General features: G+C 60.4%; 19 protein-coding genes and 1 tRNA gene. 14 read left to right on the top strand and 6 right to left on the bottom strand.

Translation table 11 applies throughout. The features are described from left to right. Nucleotides 1–16: 16 nt before the first annotated feature. From ACOY6C_RS08695 to ACOY6C_RS08715, 5 genes are all read right to left on the bottom strand, one after another. Nucleotides 17–1,366: a hypothetical protein gene (locus ACOY6C_RS08695; RefSeq protein WP_420905080.1), complete on the bottom strand. Its 1,350-nt coding sequence runs from the start codon at nt 1,364–1,366 to the stop codon at nt 17–19. A 2-nt stretch (nt 1,367–1,368) separates the two neighbouring features. Then, the gene (locus ACOY6C_RS08700) at nt 1,369–2,955 is read right to left on the bottom strand and encodes a B12-binding domain-containing radical SAM protein (protein WP_420905081.1); all 1,587 of its coding nucleotides are present in this window, start codon (nt 2,953–2,955) and stop codon (nt 1,369–1,371) included. A gap of 12 nt (nt 2,956–2,967) precedes the next feature. After that, on the bottom strand, nt 2,968–3,717 hold the full coding sequence (locus ACOY6C_RS08705; RefSeq protein ID WP_420905082.1) for a class I SAM-dependent methyltransferase: 750 nt from the start codon (nt 3,715–3,717) through the stop codon (nt 2,968–2,970). A gap of 474 nt (nt 3,718–4,191) precedes the next feature. Beyond that, nucleotides 4,192–4,701, bottom strand: a complete 510-nt coding sequence (locus tag ACOY6C_RS08710; protein ID WP_420905083.1) for a hypothetical protein — start codon at nt 4,699–4,701, stop codon at nt 4,192–4,194. Nucleotides 4,702–4,727: 26 nt separating this feature from the next. Further along, nucleotides 4,728–6,173: a cytochrome b N-terminal domain-containing protein gene (locus ACOY6C_RS08715; RefSeq protein ID WP_420905084.1), complete on the bottom strand. Its 1,446-nt coding sequence runs from the start codon at nt 6,171–6,173 to the stop codon at nt 4,728–4,730. A gap of 367 nt (nt 6,174–6,540) precedes the next feature. Between ACOY6C_RS08715 and cysE the strand changes: the two genes are divergently transcribed. From cysE to ACOY6C_RS08785, 14 genes are all read left to right on the top strand, one after another. Then, nucleotides 6,541–7,248 carry a serine O-acetyltransferase gene (gene cysE / locus ACOY6C_RS08720; RefSeq protein ID WP_420905085.1) on the top strand — a complete coding sequence of 236 codons (708 nt, stop codon included), beginning with the start codon at nt 6,541–6,543 and terminating at the stop codon, nt 7,246–7,248. Nucleotides 7,249–7,258: 10 nt separating this feature from the next. Then, entirely contained in the window at nt 7,259–7,711 is a 453-nt protein-coding gene (locus ACOY6C_RS08725) for an Rrf2 family transcriptional regulator (protein WP_420905086.1), read from the top strand. After that, nucleotides 7,708–8,853, top strand: coding sequence for a cysteine desulfurase family protein (locus tag ACOY6C_RS08730; RefSeq protein ID WP_420905087.1), 1,146 nt, complete (start codon nt 7,708–7,710; stop codon nt 8,851–8,853). Before ACOY6C_RS08725 ends, ACOY6C_RS08730 begins: the two co-directional genes overlap by 4 nt. Beyond that, nucleotides 8,850–10,061 (top strand): IscS subfamily cysteine desulfurase, encoded by a 1,212-nt coding sequence (locus ACOY6C_RS08735; RefSeq protein ID WP_420905088.1) that lies wholly within the window; start codon nt 8,850–8,852, stop codon nt 10,059–10,061. The genes ACOY6C_RS08730 and ACOY6C_RS08735 overlap by 4 nt, the downstream gene beginning before the upstream one ends. A 52-nt stretch (nt 10,062–10,113) precedes the next feature. Then, nucleotides 10,114–10,500: a Fe-S cluster assembly scaffold IscU gene (iscU, locus tag ACOY6C_RS08740; RefSeq protein WP_420905089.1), complete on the top strand. Its 387-nt coding sequence runs from the start codon at nt 10,114–10,116 to the stop codon at nt 10,498–10,500. Nucleotides 10,501–10,504: 4 nt separating this feature from the next. Further along, complete coding sequence (locus ACOY6C_RS08745; RefSeq protein ID WP_420905090.1) at nt 10,505–10,846, top strand: HesB/IscA family protein; 342 nt, start codon at nt 10,505–10,507, stop codon at nt 10,844–10,846. Then, nucleotides 10,846–11,469 (top strand): Fe-S protein assembly co-chaperone HscB, encoded by a 624-nt coding sequence (gene hscB / locus ACOY6C_RS08750; RefSeq protein WP_420905091.1) that lies wholly within the window; start codon nt 10,846–10,848, stop codon nt 11,467–11,469. The genes ACOY6C_RS08745 and hscB overlap by 1 nt, the downstream gene beginning before the upstream one ends. A gap of 96 nt (nt 11,470–11,565) precedes the next feature. Then, complete coding sequence (hscA, locus tag ACOY6C_RS08755; RefSeq protein WP_420905092.1) at nt 11,566–13,452, top strand: Fe-S protein assembly chaperone HscA; 1,887 nt, start codon at nt 11,566–11,568, stop codon at nt 13,450–13,452. Between the two features lie 12 nt (nt 13,453–13,464). Further along, nucleotides 13,465–13,632, top strand: coding sequence for a hypothetical protein (locus tag ACOY6C_RS08760; protein ID WP_420905093.1), 168 nt, complete (start codon nt 13,465–13,467; stop codon nt 13,630–13,632). Nucleotides 13,633–13,649: 17 nt separating this feature from the next. Further along, on the top strand, nt 13,650–13,991 hold the full coding sequence (locus ACOY6C_RS08765; RefSeq protein ID WP_420906108.1) for a 2Fe-2S iron-sulfur cluster-binding protein: 342 nt from the start codon (nt 13,650–13,652) through the stop codon (nt 13,989–13,991). Next, entirely contained in the window at nt 13,988–14,179 is a 192-nt protein-coding gene (gene iscX / locus ACOY6C_RS08770) for a Fe-S cluster assembly protein IscX (protein ID WP_420905094.1), read from the top strand. Before ACOY6C_RS08765 ends, iscX begins: the two co-directional genes overlap by 4 nt. A 46-nt stretch (nt 14,180–14,225) precedes the next feature. After that, nucleotides 14,226–14,294, top strand: coding sequence for a Fe-S cluster assembly protein IscX (locus ACOY6C_RS08775; protein WP_420906109.1), 69 nt, complete (start codon nt 14,226–14,228; stop codon nt 14,292–14,294). 46 nt (nt 14,295–14,340) lie between these two features. Beyond that, nucleotides 14,341–14,409: a Fe-S cluster assembly protein IscX gene (locus ACOY6C_RS08780; RefSeq protein WP_420906109.1), complete on the top strand. Its 69-nt coding sequence runs from the start codon at nt 14,341–14,343 to the stop codon at nt 14,407–14,409. A 199-nt stretch (nt 14,410–14,608) separates the two neighbouring features. Then, nucleotides 14,609–14,684, top strand: a tRNA-Lys gene (locus tag ACOY6C_RS08785). Nucleotides 14,685–15,209: 525 nt separating this feature from the next. On the opposite strand, the gene ACOY6C_RS08790 is transcribed toward ACOY6C_RS08785, so the two are convergent. Next, nucleotides 15,210–15,920, bottom strand: coding sequence for a DNA cytosine methyltransferase (locus tag ACOY6C_RS08790; protein WP_420905095.1), 711 nt, complete (start codon nt 15,918–15,920; stop codon nt 15,210–15,212). Between the last annotated feature and the right edge of the window lie 44 nt (nt 15,921–15,964).

Consider the following 15,964-nt stretch of genomic DNA (forward strand, 5'->3'; position numbering starts at 1 on the left):
GATCGGAAGCGACGATTCAAGCGTGGTGAAACGGTTTGGCCCCGACCCGTCTCGAAAACAGTCCCAGGAAATCCTGATACCGTCCCCGCCATCTGGCCAGAGAAGCCCACTCGGATCGGTGCGCGGCGATCTGTTCGTATTCCGACCGCACCAGATCGACAACGCGCCGGGAGGTGAGACCGTCGTTGTGCAGCCAGAATTCGTCGATGTACCGTTGAAGCTGTTCCGGATCGACGCGATAGGTGGCGGGATCCTTCAACAGCGCGGACAGCTCCTCCTGCCGGGCAAACCACCCGATCCAGGAGGCAAACCAGGGGTTGGGATAGGTTGACAGGTTCTGATCCCAGTGGCTCGACGGACCGCGCGGCAGGAGGCAACTCTGGTCACTGGCATGGAATCCAGGCAAGGGAGGGGGTGGAATCAGATCGGAATCCACATAGATGAACGGTTTTCCGAAATAGGCCGTATCCATGGCCGAGTGGCTGTTGATGCCCAAACCGACATCCAGATGGCGGAACATGGCCTGCGTATGGGTGTTGACGAGAATTTTGATCCAAGGGAATTGATTCCAATATTCATATTCATCCTCAACCTTGCTCCAGTAGGATGCGTAGCTGGAGGGATGGAGTTTCACCAACAGATTGCAGCCGCTGTCACGAACCTTCTCGCAGATGGCGATTTGCAGATCCCGCAGTCGCTGACAGTAGTCATCCACCTGCGCGTCGCTCCAGTCGGAAAACCAGAGTCGGGCCTTTTTCCGAAAGCCCAGAATCGCCTTGGGAAACAGCACGGCCACAGGTCGGTCGGGATCAAAGCCGTAAAAGCGGCAAAACCGTTCCCGCTTATCCATGCCATCCTGGGCAACAAGATCTTCCGGGTCTTCGTAAAGCACGGATCCGGTCACGATCATTTTATTGGGGGTCAGAAAAAATCTCGTCATGCGCCGCGGTTCTTGCGTAAACATTCTCAGAACGATATCGCTTTTCACCAGAGAGAGATCGTGACCGCTGAAAAAGTGGTCAAAACCGACGGACGCATTGAAATCCACCGAAACCTTGCCGTATCGACGCGCCACTTCCGCCAGTTGCATCTGTTTTTTCCAGGAACTGAACACCACGACCTGACAACCGCGCAGGGCGCGCATGAAATCTTGTTGATCTTGCAGCGGAATAGCCCCTTCGCGCACGAAAACCGGATCAGCCAGATCCTCCGGACGGAATCCGGCCTCATGAAACGATCGCATGGGAAGGGCCAGGATCACCCGAATCCCCAGGGCTTCGAATCGTCGTTTGACGCCCAGATCGATGTACGGGTTTTCTGCCCGGTAACGTCCGGCAATCAACAGGATGCGTTTAAGTTTCGACATGATCATCTTCGGAAAGATTTGAGGATTTCCTGGCGCAGGAACCAAAACACATAGCGATGTGTCACGGCGCGCGCCAAACCGGGCAGGAACGACCGCAGCCATCGCTGGAAACGCGGATGTTGATTGCACTGTTTGTTCAGGGCGGTGAATACCGCGGGACGGATGAAGAACGCCACGAACCGTTCGGACGCCTGACCTTTCCAGATCGTTTCGTAGAGAATGGGGACAAAGGTCTGATTCCCATCCATCTCACCCACCCATTGATTGTAACATGCCGGATCATCCGGGCGTATATAGCCATCCCGCACCGCCATTTGGAACAGTTCCGTGTTCGGGAAGAACGAGAGCTTGAACAGGACGATCTTGAACGGGTGCCGTATGCGTGACATCCCGCGTATCGACGCGAGCATGTCTTCCAGAGTCTCGTAGGGATTCGAGTAGATCACATCGAAGGTCGGCGGCAAAACTCCATGACGTCTGGATATTTCCACCAGAACATTGGCCGCCTCGATCACGCTCTCCGGTTTGGTTCTGCGTTTGTAGACATCGAACAGGATTCGCCTGCTCAGACTCTCCACGCCAACCCCGATATGCATGCAGCCGGCCTCCACCAGATCCTCGATCGCCTCGCGGTGAATGTTCAGGGGGAAACCGAGGATTCGGAACGGTTTCTTGACGCGTCGCTTGTATTCGGCGGCAAATCGTTTCAGCCACGTTTGAGAATGGGACAAGAACGTGTCGTCGCTGATGCTGATCACGTCGATCTTGTCGCCGAAACGGTTCAGAACCTCCACGAGTTCATCGACGATATTCTCCGGTGAGCGGGTACGGAAAGGGTATTGCTCTCCGCCCTGCGTGCCCATGGAGCAATAGGTGCAGACAAACGGACATCCGCGCGTGCTGACCGTCTTGTAGGGAACCAGGGTCACCCCACCCTCGAGGGATGGATACCTCTTCTGATACTGGCCGTAATTGTCCGGTGTGACCGGGATGGCGCGCGGTTCCCCGTCCGTATGCGCGAAAAGAAGATAGTGCTCCTGAAACGAATAATCCGGAAACGGGTAGGCATCCAGGTTGTCCTGACCGGCTCGATGCGGATTATGCCGCACGACCCCCTGATCCCAATAGACCAACCCCTGGATGGCGGTGTACGTCTGATCGCTGGCAAGACGCTCCAGAAGTTCCAGCAACAACGCTTCACCATCCCCGATGCAGGCAAAATCCGTATAGGGCATGCACAGATCCACGGCCATGGTCGCATGCACGCCACCCCAGATCACCGGTATCCCGGCATGCGCCCTCAGATAGGCGGATATCTCGGCCAACGGACTGAAAAACAAACTCAAGACATGAAATCCGATCAGATCGCAATCGGAGACCATCGCCAGAATCCGCTCCTTGACCGGGAGCGGACAGAGTTCCGGTCCGGGGTCGGGATTGCCCGAAAGGTTCGCCTTTTCCGCCAGGGAGGTGACCAGATCGGGAATGAAAATCAGGCGGGTTTCATGACCGTGGGCGCGCAGATGGCTGGAGAGGAGACGGCACCCCACGGCGCCAAGCTCCAACGGAACGATGAATGCTATTCTCATGGGTAAGCCCTTCTACAAGTCATCATCACGGGTCAGGTTTGCAAGGGGATTGTCCGCGACCAGAATCAGTCCGGTCGTGAAGGTGGCAAAGGTCGGGGAACGGGCGGTGACGATCGGATCCATGCGTATCAACCAGCGTTGCAGCGGGGTGAAGATCAGGGCCATCAGCCACCAACGCCACCCTTTGGCATGCTTGACCAGCAGATGGCGGACGATGTTGTTCAACACGGCCAGTATGCCGCCCTGGACACGCAGGGTCTCGACGCGCCATCCCGCCAGGGTGACGATCCGCACCAGCCCTGGAGCCGTGAAGCGCCACAGATCGGTGGGGGTATCCCAACGATGCAAGAACGGGGTGGCGAGGATCAATCGACCACCAGGACGCAGGATGCGACGCATCTCACGCAGCGCCCCGACCGGATCGGGGACGTATTCCAACATCTCCAGGCAGATCACCGTGTCGAACGCCCCGGCCCCGAAGGGCAGGCATCCAACATCCGCGCACAGATGCGGTCGGGTGACGCTGGAGATGTCCACCAGAACCCAGGCCGACACCGACTCCACCGGCGGCAAGAAATCGCCCCGTCGCCGGATGCGACCGGCTCCGATCTCCAACACCCGCCCGGTCATGAGCGGTTTCAGGGTTTCCAGTTCCTGATCCAGGAGTTCCCGGCGTAGCGAACGGCGCAGCCAAGGTTGAAACCACGGCTCGACCCCGTGCCGGATCGAACGACTCATCCTGTCGCGAATGCGCCATAACATGATCGGCCACCTTCTGAATTGAGAATCCCGGAGCCGACAGAGGCCGTGGTCACGACCGGCTCCGGACATGAGATCCGGAGACGGTCCGACCGACTGAAACCGTCCATGGGGCTTGCGAGGTTGTTTGGCACTTGCCAAACAGCCGACGCGGGCCATGGATGGTCCGCCAAATTGCGAAGCAATCTGATCAAGCACGGTTCAAAAAATTTTGAATCGTGCGCCTTGGGTGATTCCATGGATGGACGCACCAAACAGCCTCTGAAGATATTCTGAAACAGAGTCGCCCGGACATTCAACACTTCGTTTGTGAGGTGGGAACGATTTTTGGCAAGGATAGGGGTTCCGGTCGCCGCCGGGGCGGACCGATCGGAGCAGGTCGGGGGGGATGCGGACGGGCGAACCCTCTTGACCGCGCGCGATCAAGAGGGTTCTGGAACCAAACCGGATTCTGGATCAAACCCGTAAAGAGCGGCGTCAGTTGATCACGAACCGGTCCACGCTCTCGTCGAACTCGATGCGGATCCCCTGCCCCGGACGCCAGTCGCGCCGGGTCTCCTCGATGAAATCAAAGCCGTTGTCCGTGCGCGCACTGTCGCGCATGCGCACCGTCAGCTTGTGTTCGCCGGCGGGCAGACTGAACTTGGCATACACGAAGGTGGACATGTCCTGGCTGACGCCGGGCGGAATGAAGGTGCGGGTGGCCAGAAAATTGTCGTCGAGCAACAGCTCGATGTAGATCGGCGCACGCTTGCGCGGACAGTTCTTGGGTTTGCGCATGTTGGGCGGGAGTTTCTGCAACTCCTCGGGGGTAATCTCCTGGCAAGGCTCCTCGCGCTGGGAGGTGTGCTTGAAGGCCAGCTTCACCTCGGCCTGGCCCGGCTTGAGATATTCGTAAGCCGGCGAGGTGGAGAGCACGAAAATTACGCCGAAAAAACAGGCATAGGCGATGAACTGCACCATGAAAGCCGAAAAAGTCTTGGGCATGTCGGGACGCTCCGCAGTGAAAAGGTTCAGGCCGAGGGTTGCAGGGAGCGACGGAACGCTTCCAACCGACGCGCCAATTCGGCGCGCTCACCCGAAGAGTTGGAGACGCGGAATTCGGTCACCCGACTCTTCTCCACCCGTTTCAGCAGCTTCGGTTCGCGCTCGCCGGCCAGACGCTGCTCGGTCCAGGTGTTCCCGATGCGGTGATAGCAATCCCCGTTGCGACACCCGGTGATGAACACGCCATCCGCGCCGTTCTTCAACACATAATCCACCATCGACGGCGGCAGCATGCCGCTGCACGGCAGGTTGACCACCGCCACCCCCGAGGCTCCCATGGTGGTGACATCGGCCCCATGCTCGCATCCGAACAGAATCACCCGATTCTCCCCGGTCAACGCGGCCAGTTTGGTTTTGACCTCCTCGCGCAGGGAATCGACCGTGAACCAGGGCATCTCGATGCCGGATTTCAAGGTGGTGTTGGCCATACGGAAGGGGCTCGAGGAGACGCACGAACCGCTACAGATGCCGCAGGCGGTACACAAGGTGGGATTGACCGTAGGCTCGAACGGGAACTTCTTGCCATCGGAGCGCGGCTGCATGGTGATGGAGCCATACGGGCAGTCCTTGGCGCACTGACCGCACCCGTGACATTGGGTGAGTTCCACCTCGGCGCAGGGTTTCTCCTTTTTGGAGGGGAGCCACGGCAACATCATCAGCAGAACGGTGACGCCGGTGGCGATCGACCAGGCCCAGCCCGGCCCCAGCACATCCACCAACGGATAGATGTTGAGATAGAACCAGTCCAGATGCAGCACCACCGGCGCGTGACCGGCCTGCACCGGGGCATGGCTGACCGCCGGTTTGAGGATGGAGAGGGCCAGCAGGGTCAAAAAGGCGCCGGTGGCCAGAGCGCGGGGCGGATTGAAATCGATCTGGCTGATGCGGCTGACATGGGTCCAGAGCAGAAAAACCAGGGCGATCGGCAGACCCAACAGATGCAGGAAAGCCATCAGGGTGAAAAACCGGTCGGTGATCTGCCCATCCAGGAAGTTGAACACCATGGCGCTCGGAATCAACGGGATCCAGTCCATCATTTCGGCGGTGGCCAGGGCCACGTATTGGGCCAACTGATCCCACACCAGCCAGTAACCGGTGATCCCGAGCACCACCACCAGCCACAGGGTCGGCACGCCGGTGAACCACGAAAACCAGCGCACCCCGCGGTAACGATCCCGAAACAGCTCCCGGAACATGTGGATGAAGATGGAGATCACCGCCGCGTCCGAGGCGTAGCGGTGCAGGCTGCGCATGATGCCGGCCAGCCACCACTGCTCGTGGGTGATGTACTCCACCGACGGATAGGCCCCGGCAACGTTGGTCTCGAAGAAGATGAAGACGTAGATGCCGGAAATCAGGACGATCCAAAAGAAAAAGAATGTCAAGGATCCGAGGTGATAGAACGGGTTCAACCGGTTCTCAAATCCTTTGTTAAGCAGAAACTCCAAATAAAGAATAACATTATTACCTGCTTTGCGCAAGGCGTCCATACTTCTGCCCCCGGTTTGCCTGTCTGAATGTTGAGTCGTTGACATGGTTTCTATGTATGATTGGTTGATTTTTCGATCTCCATTATCGTTTTGCGAAATATGGCTATCACACCCTTCACCCGGCTGTCCACCTTTTTGTCCAGGTTTTTTTTTGTGCAATTGGGGAACTAATACTTGACAGAAAGGATCGGATTTAACAAAATCTCCCGCGCGCCGAGTATGAGCATTTTCGCATATAAGCCGCATTTGGATTCCTAACCGAACCACCAAGCCCGCGGGATATCCACCCATGTTTCAACGAATCAAACAGGATATTGAGGTGATCTTCCAGCGGGACCCAGCCGCCACCGGGGTCTGGGAGGTCATGCTCTGTTATCCGGGTCTGCATGCCATACTCGGCTATCGGCTGTGCCATTGGCTGTGGAATCGGAACTTCCGACTGTCTGCCCGCTTTCTGGCGCATCTCACCCGGCTTCTGACCGGAATCGAGATCCATCCGGCGGCCAGGATCGGTCAGCGCTTCTTCATCGATCACGGCATGGGCGTGGTGATCGGCGAAACCACCCACATCGGCGATGACGTCACCCTCTACCACGGGGTCACCCTGGGAGGAACGAGCTGGAACGTCGGCAAGCGTCACCCTACCCTCGGCAACGGCGTGGTGGTCGGGGCGGGCGCCAAGATCCTTGGCCCGATCACCATCGGCGCCAATGCGCGGGTCGGCTCCAACGCGGTGGTGGTGAGCGACGTGCCCGCCGACACCACCGTGGTGGGCGTGCCGGGACGGCTGGTGATGTCGAAATTCAAAACCGCCGCGACCAACGACTCCTTCTCCTCCTACGGCCAGAACAGCGGCGCGGTGGTCGATCCGGTGGGCAAGGCGGTCACCTGCCTTCTGGATCAGGTGCGCCACCTGGACGAGCGGGTCAAGCAACTCGAACACGAGAAGAAACTTTTGATGGAACGCCACCAGACCATGCCAGATGAAAAAAACTAAGGGGGACGCCATGAAACTCACCACCAAGGGACGTTACGCGGTCACCGCCATGCTGGATCTGTGCTGCCAGGATGCCCACACCCCGGTCGCGCTGATCGACATCTCCAAGCGCCAGGAGATCTCCCTCTCCTACCTGGAACAGCTCTTCGCCAAATTGCGACGGCGCGGACTGGTACGCAGCGTGCGCGGACCGGGCGGGGGCTATCTGCTGATGGCGCCCCCCTCGACCATCAGCGTGGCCGACATCATCCGCGCCGTGGACGAGCCGATCAAGGCCACCTCCTGCGATGAGAACGATCCGGAAGGGTGCCGCAAATCGACCCGCTGCATCACCCATCACCTCTGGGAGCGGGTCGGCATCCACATCAACAGCTATCTGGAGTCGATCCATCTGGACACCCTGATCGAGGAGATCCGTTCCGGCACCCTGAGACCTGCCGCCGAACACGGATTCCCGGCATGATCTACCTCGATCACAACGCCACCTCCCCTCCCCGTCCGGGGGTCGCCGAGGCGATGCTGGCCGCCATGACGGCCACGTATGGCAACCCCTCCTCCGTGCACGGACCGGGACGGCGCGCCCGCCAAATCCTGGACGACGCGCGACGCGCCGTGGCGCGGCTGGTGGGGGTGCATGAGAGCCGGGTGATCTTCACCAGCGGCGGCACCGAGTCCAACCATCTGGCCCTCCTCGGTCTCGCCGAGGCGGCGGATCACCGTGGAACCATCCTCACCAGCGCCATCGAACACCCCTCGGTGCTCAACCCCCTGGAACGACTCCAGGCGCGCGGCATGCGGGTGATCAAACTGCCGGTGGATGCCATGGGACGGGTCGATGCCCAGGACGTGGAACGGGCGCTCACGCCGGATACCCGGCTGGTGTCGATCATGGCGGCCAACAACGAAACCGGGGTGCTGCAACCGATCGCCGCCATCGGCGCCTTGTGTCGGACGGCCAAGGTGCCGTTTCACTGCGATGCCACCCAGTGGTTCGGCAAGCTCCCCCTGGGGGTGGATGCCATCGGCGCGGAACTGATCACCCTGTCGGCCCACAAGTCCGGTGGTCCCAAGGGGTGCGGAGCGCTGATCGCCGGCGCCGCGCTTCCTCTGGCCCCGCTCCTGCTGGGGGGCGGCCAGGAACGCGGACGCCGCTCCGGCACCGAAAATCTCCCCGGCATCGCCGGCTTTGGCCTCCTGGCCGGCCAACTGGCGGGACAGATCGAAGACGAATCCCAACGCATCATGGCGTTGCAAAAGAAAATGGAAAGAGAACTGTTGAAAAGCGTGCCGGATGCGATCATCCTGGGCTCCGACGCCGAGCGTCTGCCCAATACCACCGCCATGCTCATCCCCGGCGTGGACGGCGAAACCCTGGTGATGACCCTCGATCTGGCCGGCTTCGCCATCAGCAGCGGCGCGGCCTGCTCATCGGGCAAGAACAACCCATCCCATGTCCCCCTGGCCATGGGATGGACGCCGGAAGCGACACGGAGCATGGTGCGCGTCAGTCTCGGCTGGGAGACCACCGGGACGATGGTGGATTCCTTCATTTCAGCCTTTCAGCGGTCCGTGGACCGCCTGCGCAAAGGGAGTGCATTCGCATGAAACAACCCATCTACATGGATTATCAGGCCACCACCCCGGTGGATCCACGGGTGCTGGCCGCCATGCTGCCCTGGTTCGTGGAGAAGTTCGGGAATCCGGCCTCGCGCTCCCATGCCTACGGCTGGGAGGCCGACGAGGCGGTGACCACCGCCCGAAAACAGGTCGCCGGGATCATCGGCGCCGACCATCGCGAGATCGTCTTCACCTCCGGAGCCACGGAGTCGGACAACCTGGCCATCTGGGGCGTGGCGCAGTTCTACCGCGACAAGGGCAACCACATCATCACCCCCACCACCGAACACAAGGCGGTGCTCGACACCTGCCGCCATCTGGAGTCCGAAGGGTTCGAGGTGACCTACCTGCCGGTCGGCACCAACGGGCTGATCGACCTGGCCACCCTGGAGGCCGCCATCACCCCGAAAACCATTCTGGTCTCGGTCATGGCGGTCAACAACGAAGTGGGCGTCATCCAACCCATCGCGGAGATCGGTCGTCTCTGCCGGATGAAGAAAATCTTCTTTCACTGCGACGCGGCCCAGGGGGTCGGCAAGATCCCGATCGATGTCAATGCCATGAACATCGATCTCCTGTCGATCTCGGCCCACAAGATCTACGGTCCCAAGGGGATCGGCGCCCTGTACGTGCGCCGTCAGCCTCGGGTGCGCATCAAGCCGTTCATGCATGGCGGCGGACACGAACGCGGCATGCGTTCCGGCACCCTCCCCACCCCGCTGCTGGTGGGACTCGGCGAAGCCTGCCGTCTGGCGAACGAGGAGATGACCCGCGAAACGACACGGCTGCTGCTCCTGCGCGAACGACTCCGAGAGGGGATCATGGGCCAGTTGACCCATGTGGCCCTCAACGGCGACCCGGTGCAACGGGTGGCCGGCAATCTGAACATTTCGTTCTCCTACGTCGAGGGAGAGTCCTTGATGATGGCCATCAAGGAGGTGGCGGTCTCCTCGGGATCGGCCTGCACCTCGGCATCGCTGGAACCCTCCTATGTGCTGCGCGCCATGGGGGTGGACGAGGAGCTGGCCCACACCTCGATCCGCTTCGGCCTGGGCCGTTTCACCACCGCCGAGGAGGTGGAACACGTGATCGGCATCGTGGTCGGCGCCGTGAACAAACTGCGCGAAATGTCCCCGCTGTGGGAGATGGTCCAGGATGGCGTGGACCTGAAAACCTTGCAGTGGGCATCGCATTAATCGTGATCATTTGACCGTCTGGCATTCACAAGGGACGATTGGAGAGACCAAGATGGCATACAATGAAAAAGTGCTCGATCATTACGAAAATCCCCGCAACGTCGGCAGCCTCGACAAGGGCGATGCCCAGGTAGGTACCGGCATGGTGGGCGCGCCGGCCTGCGGCGATGTGATGAAACTCCAGATCCGCGTCAACGAGGACGGGATCATCGATGACGCCAAATTCAAGACCTTTGGCTGCGGATCGGCGATCGCCGCCTCCTCGCTGGTCACCGAATGGGTCAAGGGCAAAAGCATCGACGAGGCGCTGGCGATCAAAAACAAGGACATCGCCGATGAACTGGCCCTGCCACCGGTCAAGATCCACTGTTCGGTGCTGGCCGAGGATGCCATCAAATCCGCGGTGGCCGACTACCGGAGCAAACAGAAAGGAGCATGATGCCATGACCACCACACAAGAAGGCGTTTCTTTGACCGAACGGGCCGCCCGGCAGGCCAAGGCCATGCTGGCCAAACGCGGCACGCCGGATGCGGCGATCCGCATCGGCACCTCCACTGCGGGCTGCTCGGGATTCTCCTACAAACTGGAGTATGCCGATCAGATGGCCGAATCCGATCAGGTGTACGAATCGTTCGGGGTAAAGGTGGTGATCGACGGCAAGTCGGCGGTGATCCTCGACGGCACGCTGGTGGATTTCGAATCCACGCCGTTCAAGTCCGGCTTCAAGTTCAGCAATCCCAAGGAGAAGGAACGCTGCGGCTGCGGCGAATCCTTCAAGGTGTGATGATCGCCAACGCGCCCATGATCTGCTGGTCCTGCCGGGGTCCGACCCCGGCGGGGCTCTTTTGCGCCACCTGCCGGACGATTCTGCCACCCGTGGCGGGCGAGGATTTTTTTCAGCTGTTTGACATCTCTCCCAGCTTCGAGCCGGATCTTTCCGCTCTGGAACGGCGTTACCGCGACTTGCAAAAACAGCTCCATCCGGACTTCTTCGCCCATCGCTCCGGCACGGAACGGCGTCTCTCGCTGGAGTGGACCACCCGCATCAACGAAGCCTGGCAGACCCTGAGCGATCCGGTGGCACGCGCCGGCTACCTGTTGCGGCTGGCCGGCTGGCATGCGGAGCGTCCGTCGGTGGATCCGGCGTTTCTCGAAGAGGTGATGGAGCTGCGCGAGGCCCTGGAGTCGGTGGACCCCCGCGCCGCCGACGCCATCCCCCGCCTGGCCACCCTGAAAAGCGATGCCCGGCGGCGTCTGGATGCGGAAGTGGTGCGGGTGGCGGACCTGTTCCGAGGCAACGGGGAGTCATCCCTGGCCGAAATCGTCCGTCATGTGGATCGCATGCGCTATCATCGGCGCTATCTGGAGGAGTTGGATCGTCTGGAGGATCGGGCGTTCGATCCGTAGTCGCGGATCCACGCGCCGGAAGTCGGGAACGCCAACCGCGCCCGCCCCCTCCCCGATCGGTTGTCACCCTTGTCACGAGCAGGCAACGAAACACCCATGGACATTCTGCTGGACATCATGGAACCGGGCCAATCCCCGCTCCCCCACGAAAGCGGACCAGGCAGCCGCAAGCGGGTGGTCGGCATCGACCTGGGTACCACCTTCTCGCTGGTGGCCGCCATCGGCATCGATGGCAACCCGTCGTGCATCCCGGACGAAAACGGGGACCAGGCCATCCCCTCGGTGGTCCACTACGGCCCCAAGGGCAGCGTGCTCGTCGGCTGGCCGGCCCGGGAACGGCTGGTCCAACACCCGGAATCCACCATCGCCTCGGTAAAACGGTACATGGGACGCGGGGTGGAGGAGATCCTCAACCGCTCCGGCGCCCTGCCCCACACCCTGGAAGCGGGTGAAGGTGGCATGGTGCGCATCCTGGCGGGAGAGGCCAGGGTTTCGCCGGTGGAGGTGTCGGCGGAGATTCTCAAACAGCTCAAGTACCGCGCCGAGGAGGCCCTGGGTGGCAAACTCCAGGGTGTGGTGATCACCGTACCGGCCTATTTCGACGACGCGCAACGCCAGGCCACCAAGGATGCCGCCCGCGTGGCCGGTCTGGAGGTGCTGCGTCTGCTCAACGAACCAACCGCCGCCGCGCTGGCCTACGGCCTGGACAAGGGACACGAGGGACTCTACGCCATCTATGACCTGGGAGGGGGCACCTTCGACATCTCGTTGCTGAAACTGGAAAAAGGGCTGTTCCAGGTGATGGCCACAGGCGGGGATTCGGCTCTGGGCGGCGATGATCTGGATCAGTGGATCGTCGATCGGCTGCTCGCCGGAATGGAGATCACCCATCCGGATCCCACCCTGATCCAGAAGTGTCGCAAGCTGGCTCGGGAGATCAAGGAGCGTCTCTCCAGCGAAACCGAGGTCACCTTCGAGCTTCCCGACCCCGCACACCCCATCCCAAACAGAACATTGACCCGCGCGACGTTCGAGGAGGGCGTCCGCGATCTGGTGTGGCGCACGATTCCGATCTGCCGGCGGGTGTTGAAGGATGCCGGAGTCGCCCCGGATGCCCTGCAAGGGGTGGTGCTGGTGGGCGGATCGACACGGGTGCCGTTGGTGCGGCGCATGGTGGCGGAGTTCTTCGCCCGCGAACCTCTGGTGGATCTGGATCCGGATCAGGTGGTGGCGTTGGGCGCGGCCCATCAGGCCGAGGTGTTGGCCGGCAACGAGCCCGCCGAAATGCTGCTGCTGGATGTGACCCCCTTGTCGCTCGGCATCGAAACCATGGGCGATCTGGTGGAGAAGATCGTGCCGCGCAACACGCCGATTCCCACCGCCCGCGCCCAGGAGTTCACCACCTTCAAGGATGGCCAGACCGCGATGGCGGTGCATGTGGTGCAGGGGGAGCGGGAGTTGGCCAGTCAGTGCCGCTCGCTGGCCCGTTTCGAATTGCGCGGCATTCCGCCCATGACCGCCGGCGCGGCACGGATCCGGGTCACCTATCAGGTGGACGCGGATGGACTGCTGACGGTCTCGGCCCGCGAGGAGACCACCGGGGTGGAGCAGTCGATCGCGGTGAAGCCCTCTTATGGCCTGACGGACGACGAGATCGCCGACATGTTGCGGGATGCGATGCGCCATGGCGAAGCGGACATGCTCGCCCGTCTGCTCAACGAGGCGCGGGTGGAGGCGAACCGGGTGCTGGCCGCTGCGGAGGCGGCGCTGCGCGAGGATGGGGATCTGTTGAACGAAACGGAGACCCATCAGGTGAAAACGGCAATGCTGACGCTTTGGGAAGCGACTCAGGGTGAATCGGCGGATGCCATCAACGAACGGGTAAGCCGAATGGATGTCCAGACGCGCTTTTTTGCCCAACGGCGGATGGATCGGAGCTTGCAGAAAGCGATGACCGGTCGCAAGGTGGATGACTTCGGATGAGGTCGTCCGACGATGACCGGTCGCAAGGCGGATGATTGCGGATACGGTCGTCCGATGTTGACCGGTCGCGAGGCGGATGATTGCGGATACGGTCGTCCGATGTTGACCGGTCGCGAGGCGGATGATTGCGGATACGGTCGTCCGATGTTGACCGGTCGCGAGGCGGATGATTTTTCATGAACGAGCGAGGTGAACCGATGATCCATGTAACCTTTCTTCCCGACAACCGCACCGTGGAGGCCGAAGCTGGCGACACGTTGCTGGAGGTGGCCCACAACCACCACATCCCCCTTGAGGGAGCCTGCGAGGGGGCGTTGGCCTGTTCGACCTGTCATGTGATCGTGGCCCCGGAGTGGATCGACCGTCTGGACCCGGCGGATGAACGCGAGGAGGACATGCTCGACAAGGCGTTCGGTCTGACCGCCACCAGTCGTCTGGGATGTCAGATCGTGTTGGACGAGACGTTGGACGGTCTGGTGGTGACCATACCGCCCTATTCGGTGAACATCAGCGTGGACAAGAAGGGAGCCCGTTCATGAAGTGGACCGATACCCATGAGATCGCCATCGCGCTGGCCGACTCGATGCCGGACCAGGATCCGATGGCGGTGCGTTTCACGGAGCTGATGGGATGGGTGATGGAGCTGCCCGGCTTCCACGACACGCCGGAGCGGTGCAACGAAAAAATCCTGGAAGCGATACAGATGGCATGGATGGACGAGATGTAACCATGCGTCCGGCAAGGGACCGCGACGGTCTGCCATACTGATCGACGTGCCGCCGGAGCGGTGCAACGAAAAGATCCTGGAAGCGATACAGATGGCATGGATGGACGAGATGTAACCTTGCGTCCGGCAAGGGACCGCGACGGTCTGCCATACTGATCGACGTGCCGCCGGAGCGGTGCAACGAAAAGATCCTGGAAGCGATACAGATGGCCTGGATGGACGAGATGTAACCATGCGGTCCCGTTGCAACACGGATCACGCCGCATGCACGACCGCCCGATCTGGAGAACGCCTGAAAAAAAATCGCCCGCAACACACATTTCCGGTTCACATGCCCCCGAGCGTGTGCTATCATGATGGTTTCTTGATTCCGCCGAAACCTTTTCAATTCTGTCCCCCGACAGAATCCCCCTCGGCGCGAAGCGGGATGGGCCGTTAGCTCAGTTGGTAGAGCAGCAGACTTTTAATCTGCGGGTCACAGGTTCGACTCCTGTACGGCTCACCATAAAAATTTTATCAGGTTTTCTCAGCGCAAAAACTGCCCTTTCCAGGCGGCTTTTTTTGTATAAAATGACTAAAATCTTGGATAGAAGTGATAATTTTCTTGTAATCGTAACTTTTATTGGTTAAGCGAAACATAGAGTTTTTGAAGATTTTCATTCGATACAAATGACCTCACAATCGCGGGGACTCTGTCCCCGCACCCCTGGGATTTTTCGTTTTACTGGCCAAAACAGAAAGAAAAGGCAGAACCGGGAAGTCTTACGACCGCCCAGTTCCTGCTTCGGCCCCTGACCAGCGCTCAGGTTGCGTCCCCGCATTGCCCTATCCTCCATCAGGCTGAAATCAAAGTTATACTATTTCCGCCGGCACTTCCAGTACTTGCGCGGATCCTGTCCCAGCCAAGTTTGTAAAATGACGGCTCTCTTGACAACAAGTAACGACTCTCTTGAGAATTGCAGGGCCGAATAGTAAAAAATTTCGCCCCTCTTGAGAATGGCATCTTTCCAGCATCACACCCCCATCGCTGCTATGAACCGCGCCGCGAGTTGGGGACAATGGCGTTACCATACCCGCGCAGCGTCCCCACTCGGCAGGGTATCCCATGAGCCAGCGGACGAATTCCGGGTTCAACTGGCCTGCTTCTTCCGTCTCGGCAAACGATCCATTCGCATGGTTCCCAGATGCATGAACCGCCTGGTTGTTGAGCTGTTCCCCTTTCCTGCCGCCCCCACGATCTTGATAGGACATCCTGTTGGCATGGCGATAATCTCTGGCTGCCGGGGTGCTCCACCCGGACATTGGCCACCCAGAACAGCCTTTCCCGGATGTGCGGGGCACCGACACTGCAAGCCGGAAGAGCCGTCGCCCCGCAGGCGTAACCAAGTACTTCCAGGTCGCTGAATACAAGATCGAGCCATTCCGCCCCAAGTCGGCGGCCAACCTGCTCGCCAAAGATTGTGTCAGGACGACACTGCTCAACGAGCCAATGCCAGGCTGGCCAGAGGTGCCGCTGGTCAGCAAACCCTGCTCTTTGGCCTGCCTGGGAGAAAGGTTGGCACGGACAAGAGCCGGTCCAGACCGGCCTGTCGTCTGACCAGCCGGCGATCCGCAATGCGTAGGGCCACCCTCCGATTCCGGCAAAGAAATGGTGCTGGTGATATCCTTGCAGGTCGTCAGGGTGGACATCTTCGATGGACCGTTCATCGACATCTCCATGCGGAATCAGGTCGCGTCTCATCAGCTCACGCAACCATGATGCGACAAACTTATTGTTCTCATTAT

Origin of the sequence: Candidatus Magnetaquiglobus chichijimensis (assembly GCF_045865675.1) — a bacterium.
Taxonomy (GTDB): Bacteria; Pseudomonadota; Magnetococcia; order Magnetococcales; family Magnetaquicoccaceae; genus Magnetaquiglobus; species Magnetaquiglobus chichijimensis.

Excerpts from the sequence above, each read along its gene's own strand:
- ACOY6C_RS08695 (WP_420905080.1), bottom strand. The coding sequence starts at position 1,366 with ATGTCGAAACTTAAACGCATCCTGTTGATTGCCGGACGTTACCGGGCA.
- ACOY6C_RS08700 (WP_420905081.1), bottom strand. The coding sequence starts at position 2,955 with ATGAGAATAGCATTCATCGTTCCGTTGGAGCTTGGCGCCGTGGGGTGC.
- ACOY6C_RS08705 (WP_420905082.1), bottom strand. The coding sequence starts at position 3,717 with ATGTTATGGCGCATTCGCGACAGGATGAGTCGTTCGATCCGGCACGGG.
- ACOY6C_RS08710 (WP_420905083.1), bottom strand. The coding sequence starts at position 4,701 with ATGCCCAAGACTTTTTCGGCTTTCATGGTGCAGTTCATCGCCTATGCC.
- cysE (WP_420905085.1), top strand. The coding sequence starts at position 6,541 with ATGTTTCAACGAATCAAACAGGATATTGAGGTGATCTTCCAGCGGGAC.
- ACOY6C_RS08725 (WP_420905086.1), top strand. The coding sequence starts at position 7,259 with ATGAAACTCACCACCAAGGGACGTTACGCGGTCACCGCCATGCTGGAT.
- ACOY6C_RS08730 (WP_420905087.1), top strand. The coding sequence starts at position 7,708 with ATGATCTACCTCGATCACAACGCCACCTCCCCTCCCCGTCCGGGGGTC.
- ACOY6C_RS08735 (WP_420905088.1), top strand. The coding sequence starts at position 8,850 with ATGAAACAACCCATCTACATGGATTATCAGGCCACCACCCCGGTGGAT.
- iscU (WP_420905089.1), top strand. The coding sequence starts at position 10,114 with ATGGCATACAATGAAAAAGTGCTCGATCATTACGAAAATCCCCGCAAC.
- ACOY6C_RS08745 (WP_420905090.1), top strand. The coding sequence starts at position 10,505 with ATGACCACCACACAAGAAGGCGTTTCTTTGACCGAACGGGCCGCCCGG.
- hscB (WP_420905091.1), top strand. The coding sequence starts at position 10,846 with ATGATCGCCAACGCGCCCATGATCTGCTGGTCCTGCCGGGGTCCGACC.
- hscA (WP_420905092.1), top strand. The coding sequence starts at position 11,566 with ATGGACATTCTGCTGGACATCATGGAACCGGGCCAATCCCCGCTCCCC.
- ACOY6C_RS08760 (WP_420905093.1), top strand. The coding sequence starts at position 13,465 with ATGACCGGTCGCAAGGCGGATGATTGCGGATACGGTCGTCCGATGTTG.
- ACOY6C_RS08765 (WP_420906108.1), top strand. The coding sequence starts at position 13,650 with ATGATCCATGTAACCTTTCTTCCCGACAACCGCACCGTGGAGGCCGAA.
- iscX (WP_420905094.1), top strand. The coding sequence starts at position 13,988 with ATGAAGTGGACCGATACCCATGAGATCGCCATCGCGCTGGCCGACTCG.
- ACOY6C_RS08790 (WP_420905095.1), bottom strand. The coding sequence starts at position 15,920 with ATGAGACGCGACCTGATTCCGCATGGAGATGTCGATGAACGGTCCATC.